The sequence below is a fragment of the Streptomyces sp. NPDC047072 genome, from assembly GCF_040643855.1.
In the GTDB taxonomy this organism is placed as follows: Bacteria; Actinomycetota; Actinomycetes; order Streptomycetales; family Streptomycetaceae; genus Streptomyces.
Genome location: NZ_JBEYVC010000306.1, coordinates 1 through 6,679 on the forward strand (window position 1 = coordinate 1; position 6,679 = coordinate 6,679).

The following is a 6,679-nucleotide window of genomic DNA, read 5'->3' on the forward strand; positions in this document are numbered from 1 at the left end:
GACGCCGCCCATGCCCTCGGGCGGTGCGGGGTGGGAGGCGGCGGTGATGCCGTACACGTACGTGCTCACTCCTGCTCCTCCTTCCTGCGTGCCGTCGTGCTCCTGCGGGCACGCGGCCGGGACTCGCTCTCGCCCTCCTCACGGGCCTGCTTGAAGGCACCGGAGATGGTCTCGGCGGCGCCGGACAGGGCGCCCTTGGACTTGCCGCGCGCACCGGACTCGGTGATGCTGCCGACGACGTCGGGCAGGCCGGGGCTCTTGTTCGGGCCGGACTCCAGGTCGAGCCGGTTGCACGCCTCGGCGAAGCGCAGATAGGTGTCGACGCTGGCCACGACGACACGTACGTCGATCTTCAGGATCTCGATGCCGACCAGGGACACCCGTACGAACGCGTCGATGACCAGACCCCTGTCGAGGACGAGTTCCAGAACGTCGTAGAGGCCGCTGGAGCCACCTCCACCGCCCTGCTGTGCCGGGACAACGGTCATGTCTGCCCAGCCTCCTTTTCTGTCGGACGAACGGTTGTGAGGCGGCCTAGCGGCCGCCCTGCCTTTGTGCGTCGGAACGTCCGCGTTCGTAGCGGCGGACGCGCCGGTAGCCGGTGAGCCGGCCGTCCTGGTCGAGGTCGACCTGGTAGCTCGCCATCAGGCTCATCGTGTCGGGCACGCGGGCGAGTTCGAGGACCTCGATCTCCAACGACCAGCCCTCCTCGGTCTGTTCGAAGGAGGAGACGGTCTCGGCGGACATGCCGGTCAGCTCGGCCAGCTGGGCGCGCGCGTGGCGCAGGACCTCCATGGGGCCAGGCCGACCACTGTCCGCCGTGTTGCGTTCCGTGTCTTTTTCTTCTCCCTTGGGGGAATTCCGTGAATTCTGTGAATCCGATGTGTTCTTTGTGTTCGCCATGGCCACCTCCCTCTGCGGGTGGCCGCATGTTCGATCGCCAAACCTTCAGGAGGGCATCAACGCGTTGAGCCTGCGCCGGGCGGGGCCGAGGGCGCGCCCTTTGCCCATGGTTCCGGCCCAGGGATTGGTGCGGGCCTGCTCGACGGCGTCCGCGATCGTCCAGCGGCGGGCGTCCAGGCCCGGGTCGTCGAGCTGGGTCCAGGCGATCGGGGTGGCCACGGGGGCGCCGGGCTTGGCGCGCACGGTGTAGGGCGCGACGGCGGTCTGCGCGTAGCCGTTGCGCTGCACGTCGAGGTAGAGCCGGTCGCCGCGCTCCTTCTTGCGGGCGGCGGTGGTCAGCCGGTCCGGGTGGCCTGCGACCAGGGTGTCGGCGACGTCCTTGGCGAAGGCGCGCACCTCGTCGAAGTCGTGGTGGCCGTTGACGGGCACGACGACGTGCAGTCCGCGCGAGCCGGTGGTCATCAGGACCGAGGGCAGCCTCAGCTCGTCGAGCAGCTCCCCGAGCAGCCAGGCGGCCTCCCGTACGGCCGCGAAGTCGCCTCCGTCGGCCGGGTCGAGGTCGAAGACCAGCCGGTCGGGCCGGTCCACCCGGCCGGTCCGCGACAGCCAGCGGTGCAGGGTGAGGGCGGCCTGGTCGGCGAGGTAGAGCAGGGTGGCGGTGTCGTCGCACACGGGGTGGCAGACGGTTCCGCCCTCCTTGGCCACCTCGACGCGGTCGATCCACTCCGGGTAGCTGTCGGGGGCGTTCTTCTGCATGAACCGGGGGCCGTCGATCCCGTCGGGGTGCCGTTCCAGCATCAGCGGGCGGCCGCGCAGGTGCGGCAGCATGAAGGGGGCGACGGCCCGGTAGTAGTCGACCAGGTCGCCCTTGGTGTACTCCTTGGCGCCGTCGCCGCCGGGGAAGAGGACCTTGTCCGGGCGGTGCACCTCTACAGTGCGCCGGCCCGCCCGGACGGTCCGTACGCCGTCGCCGCTCACGGCGCGATCGCCTGCTCCACCAGCAGCCGTACGGAGGCCGCGATCGACTCGGCGTCGATGCCGGCGGCGTGCAGCTGCTCCTCGGGCGAGGCCGAGCCGGGCATCGTACGGACGCCGAGGCGCACCAGGCGGGGGACGGGACGGCCGTCGAGGAACGCGTCGAGGACGGCGTCGCCGAGGCCGCCCTCCTCGTGGTGGTCCTCGACGGTGAGCAGGCAGCCGGTCTCCTCGGCGGCCGTGCGCAGGGTGAGCCGGTCGACGGGCTTGACCGAGTACAGGTCGATCACGCGCACCGGGATGCCCTCGCCGTCCAGCGCCTCGGCGGCCTTCAACGCCTCGTGCAGGGTGACGCCGGCCGCGACGACCGTCATCCGGTCCTGCTGCGAGGAGCGCAGCACCTTGCTGCCGCCGATCGGGAACTCCTCCTCGGGCCCGTAGATCACCGGGCTCTCGCCGCGCGAGGTGCGCAGATAGCGGACGCCGTCCAGGGTCGCCATCTCGGCGACCAGGTGCGCGGTCTGGTTGGCGTCGCACGGGTACAGCACGGTCGAGCCGTGCACGGCCCGCATCATCGCCAGGTCCTCCAGGCCCATCTGGCTCGGCCCGTCCTGCCCGATGGAGACACCCGCGTGCGAGCCGACGAGATTGACGCCGGCCCCGCTGATCGAGGCCATGCGGACGAAGTCGTACGCGCGCGTGAGGAAGGCCGCGAAGGTCGAGGCGTACGGCACCCAGCCGCGGGCCGCGAGACCGACGGCGGCGCCGACCATCTGCTGCTCGGCGATGTAGCACTCGAAGTAGCGGTCGGGGTGTTCCTTGGCGAAGAACTCCGCGCGCGTGGAGTCGCCGACCTCGCCGTCGAGGGCGACGACGTCACCGCGTCCGGTGCCGAGGGCGGTGAGCGCCTGGCCGTAGGCGTTGCGGGTCGCCACCTCGTCGCCGACGTCCCACCTGGGCAGTTCCAGGTGCCCGGCCCGCACGGCGTGCAGGATGCGGGCGGCCGGCGGCTCGTGCACCTGGATGCGGAGGTCCCGTACTCCGCCGAGTTCCTCGATGGCGTCGTCGGCGTTCTTCAGCGGCTTGCCGTGCAGTCCCTCGCGGTCCTGGACGTCGGCGACGCCCTTGCCCTTGAGGGTGCGGGCGAGGATCGCGGTGGGCTGCCCCTTGGTGGACTCGGCCTCGCCGTACGCGCGCTCGATCGCGTCCACGTCGTGGCCGTCGACCTCGACCGTGTGCCAGCCGAAGGCCTGGAAGCGGCGGGCGTAGGCGTCGAGGTCGTGGCCGTGCCGCGTCGGGCCGCGCTGGCCGAGCCGGTTGACGTCGACGATCGCGGTGAGATTGTCGAGCCGCTCGTACCCGGCGTGCTCGGCGGCCTCCCAGACGGAGCCCTCGGCGAGTTCGCTGTCCCCGGTGAGGACCCACACCCGGTAGCCGGTGCGGTCGAGCCGCTTGCCGGCCAGCGCGATGCCGACGCCCACGGGCAGTCCCTGGCCGAGCGAGCCGGTGGCCGTCTCGACCCACGGCAGCTTGCGCGGGGTGGGGTGCCCTTCGAGCCGGCTGCCCTGCTTGCGGAAGGTCAGCAACTCCTCGTCGTCCACGGCGCCCACGGCCTTGTACGTGGCGTACATCAGCGGTGAGGCGTGGCCCTTGGAGAGCACGAAGCGGTCGTTGCCGGGGTGGTCGGGGCGGTCGAAGTCGTAGCGGAAGTGCCGGGCCATCAGGACGGCCATCAGGTCGGCGGCGGACATCGACGAGGTCGGGTGTCCGGAGCCCGCGGCGGCGGAGGCGCGCACGCTGTCGACGCGCAACTGCTGGGCGAGTTCGACGAGTTCACCGGTGTTCATGAGGCTCCTTCCGCGGGGTCGGCGTCTTCGCCGGGCTTGCTCTCGGTGTGCTTGACGGGGCCGGGGGCCTTGTGGGGCGCACCGCGGGGTTGGTTCTTGGCGCGCTCACCGCCGGGTTGGCTCTTCGCGGGCTCGGGGCCCGGTTGGTACTTCGCGGGCTCATCGCCCGATCGGCCTTTCGCCAGCTCTCCGCCCGGGGCGTCGGCGCCCGTGTCCTCCGCCGTCGCCGCCCCCGGTCCCGAGCGGGCCGCGGCCTTCGGGCGGCCCGGCACCCGCGCCAGCTCCGGGGAGGCCGTGTCGAGGGGGACCGACCAGGACCGTACGAGTCCCAACTGCACGGCCTGGCGCGGGAGTACGGCGTCCAGGAGCCAGTCGGCCGCGACGCGCACCCGGTTGCCGGGCATCGCCGCGAGGTGGTAGCCGCGGGTGACCGCACCGGCCGCGGGCCCGGAGAGCGGGATGCCCAGCGGGTTGGCGGCGGCCTTGGCGCCGCCGAGGTCCACGACGAAGCCGAGGTCCTTGTGCCGGTAGGGCTGCTTCTCCCCCACGCCGAGGGAGGCGGCGACATTGCGGGCCGCCGTCTTCCCGTGCCGCCAGGCGTGCTGGGCGGTCATGGGCGTGAACTTGCCCGGGTCGTTGAGGTCGGGCACGGCGGCCGCGTCCCCGCACGCGAACACCTCGGGATGGCCGGGGAGTTGGAGGTAGGGGTCGACGACGAGCCGTCCACGCTCCAGGGGTTGCCCGGTCGACTCGACGAGCGGGTCCGGCCGTACGCCGACGCACCACACGAGCGTCCGGGTCTCGACGAACTCCCCGTCGGTCAGCAGGACTCCGCCCGGTGTGGCCTCCTTCACGGAGGTCCCCATGCGCACCTCGACGCCCCGCTCGCGCAGGGTGCGGTCGGCGGTGCGGGAGAGGTGCTCATCCAGTTCGGGCAGCACCCGCTCCGCGATGTCGAGGAGCAGCCAGCGCGGTCGTACGCCTTCCCTCAAGGGGTGTTTGCGGACCTGCGCGTCGGTGTACAGCTGCCCGTGCGCGGCGACCTCGGTGCCGGTGTAGCCCGCGCCGACCACCACGAAGGTGCAGCGGGCCGCGCAGCTCTTCGGGTCGTCCGCGGCGGCCGCCAGCTCCACCTGCCGGGTGACGTGGTCCCGTAGATAGAGCGCTTCGGGCAGGCCGCGGAAGCCGTGGGCGTGCTCGGCGATCCCGGGGATCGGGAGCAGCTTGTTGACGCTGCCGACGGCGAGCACGAGCCGGTCGTAGGGCAGGGTGCCCGTGCCGCCCTCGGGGTCGGTGTAGCGCACCACGCGCTCGTCCAGGTCGACGCCGTCGGCCTCGCCGAGCACCAGCCGCACAGCAGGCAGGGTGCCGGAGAGGGAGACGGTCACCCGGCGGGGTTCCAGGATCCCGGCGGCGACCTGGGGCAGCAGGGGCAGATACAGGAAGTAGTCGGTCGGGTTGAGCAGGGTGATGTCGGCCTTTCCCCGGGCCATCCCGGACAGCTCCTTGGCCGTCCGGTACCCGGCGAAGCCGGCTCCGACGATCACGATGCGGGGTCGACTCACGGTGCGCCTCCGGGGCTGTCGCGTACCTCGGCAGCCTTCCGCGTCCCCCTGGCCGGGGCCGCCAAACGCCGGTTTCCCCATGGACCGCCGGGTACTCGGACGGAGCCCCTCATCACGGAGTCGCCGGAGGTACCTCCATGCCCGAATACGGTTATTTCCTGTCGTGCGAGGAGTTCGGCCCGGCCGAGCTGGTCGAACAGGCGCGGATGGCCGAGCAGGCCGGATTCAGCTCGCTGTGGATCTCCGACCACTACCACCCGTGGAACGACGCGCAGGGTCAGAGCCCCTTCGTCTGGTCGGTGATCGGCGCGATCTCGGAGGCGGTGTCGCTGCCGATCGAGACGGCGGTGACCTGCCCGACCGTGCGGATCCACCCGGCGGTGGTGGCGCAGGCCGCGGCGACCAGCGCGGTCATGACGAACGGCCGCTTCCGGCTCGGCGTCGGCTCCGGGGAGGCCCTCAACGAACATGTCCTCGGGCATGTGTGGCCGCCCGCGCACATCCGCCTGGAGATGCTGGAGGAGTCGATCCAGGTGATGCGCCGGCTGTTCACCGGCGAGGAGGTCAACCACCACGGCACGCACTACACGGTGGAGAACGCCCGCCTCTACACGGTCCCCGACGAGCCCGTCCCCATCGACATCTCCGGCTTCGGCCCGGCGGCCACCGCGCTCGCGTCCCGGGTCGGCGACGGCTTCATCACGATGATGCCGGAGGAGTCGATGGTGGAGCAGTTCCGCAAGGGCGGCGGGGCCGGGAAGCCGGTGAGCGGCGGCATCAAGGTCTGCTACGGCCCGGACCGCGAGGAGTGTCTGCGGACGGTCCACAAGCTCTGGTTCAACCAGTTCCTGCCCGGTGAGATGGGCCAGATCCTGCCCTCGCCGCGCCACTTCGAGCAGCTGGAGCCGCTGGTCACCGAGGAGATGGTGCGCGAGAAGGCGGTGTGCGGGGACGACGTCGACGAGCACGTGGCCGCGCTGTCCGCCTTCGCCGACGCGGGCTTCGACCACGTCTACGTCAACCAGATCGGCCCCGACCAGCGCGGGTTCTTCGACTTCTACCGGACGAAGGTCCTGCCGCAGCTCCGGCAGGGGTGACGTCGGTCATGAAACTCCTCAAGCCCGTCGTCTCCGTCTACACCGTGCCGACCGACGCCCCCGAGGCCGACGGCACGCTGTCCTGGGACTCGACGACGATGGTGATCGCCGAGGTCACGACCGGCGACGCGACGGGCACGGGCTGGACCTACGGTCCACCGACGGTCGGCGACTTCATCACCGGGCACCTCGCCCCGCTCGTGGAGGGCCGCGTCTCGGGCTACGCGCCCTCGCCGTCACCGTGCAAGGAATGGATCATGCTCCGCAGGATCCGGAACGCCTCCGACTGCTC

Annotated in this window: 6 protein-coding genes and 1 pseudogene; 2 read left to right on the forward strand and 5 right to left on the reverse strand. The window is 71.7% G+C overall.

Annotated elements, in window-relative coordinates; genetic code table 11:
* Positions 1 to 65 precede the first annotated feature (65 nt).
* From ABZ896_RS51580 to ABZ896_RS51600, 5 genes are read right to left on the reverse strand one after another with little or no spacing between them, the layout of a single operon-like run.
* A complete protein-coding gene (locus ABZ896_RS51580) occupies positions 66 to 488 on the reverse strand; it encodes a gas vesicle structural protein GvpA (RefSeq protein ID WP_360946104.1) in 423 nt (140 codons plus the stop codon).
* 46 nt (positions 489 to 534) lie between these two features.
* Positions 535 to 903 carry a gas vesicle protein gene (locus tag ABZ896_RS51585; protein ID WP_360946107.1) on the reverse strand — a complete coding sequence of 123 codons (369 nt, stop codon included), beginning with the start codon at positions 901 to 903 and terminating at the stop codon, positions 535 to 537.
* 45 nt (positions 904 to 948) lie between these two features.
* On the reverse strand, positions 949 to 1,881 hold the full coding sequence (gene ligD, locus ABZ896_RS51590) for a non-homologous end-joining DNA ligase (protein WP_360946110.1): 933 nt from the start codon (positions 1,879 to 1,881) through the stop codon (positions 949 to 951).
* Positions 1,878 to 3,725, reverse strand: coding sequence for a transketolase (locus ABZ896_RS51595; RefSeq protein WP_360946113.1), 1,848 nt, complete (start codon positions 3,723 to 3,725; stop codon positions 1,878 to 1,880). Before ABZ896_RS51595 ends, ligD begins: the two co-directional genes overlap by 4 nt.
* A complete protein-coding gene (locus tag ABZ896_RS51600; RefSeq protein WP_360946116.1) occupies positions 3,722 to 5,290 on the reverse strand; it encodes an FAD-dependent oxidoreductase in 1,569 nt (522 codons plus the stop codon). Before ABZ896_RS51600 ends, ABZ896_RS51595 begins: the two co-directional genes overlap by 4 nt.
* Positions 5,291 to 5,427: 137 nt before the next feature.
* Between ABZ896_RS51600 and ABZ896_RS51605 the strand changes: the two genes are divergently transcribed.
* Complete coding sequence (locus ABZ896_RS51605) at positions 5,428 to 6,387, forward strand: LLM class F420-dependent oxidoreductase (protein ID WP_360946119.1); 960 nt, start codon at positions 5,428 to 5,430, stop codon at positions 6,385 to 6,387.
* An 8-nt stretch (positions 6,388 to 6,395) separates the two neighbouring features.
* Positions 6,396 to 6,679: pseudogene (locus ABZ896_RS51610) on the forward strand (mandelate racemase); the annotation flags it as partial.

Bases quoted from the DNA above. Each gene is read 5' to 3' on its own strand.
- ABZ896_RS51580 (WP_360946104.1), bottom strand. From the start codon at position 488: ATGACCGTTGTCCCGGCACAGCAGGGCGGTGGAGGTGGCTCCAGCGGC.
- ABZ896_RS51585 (WP_360946107.1), bottom strand. From the start codon at position 903: ATGGCGAACACAAAGAACACATCGGATTCACAGAATTCACGGAATTCC.
- ABZ896_RS51595 (WP_360946113.1), bottom strand. From the start codon at position 3,725: ATGAACACCGGTGAACTCGTCGAACTCGCCCAGCAGTTGCGCGTCGAC.
- ABZ896_RS51605 (WP_360946119.1), top strand. From the start codon at position 5,428: ATGCCCGAATACGGTTATTTCCTGTCGTGCGAGGAGTTCGGCCCGGCC.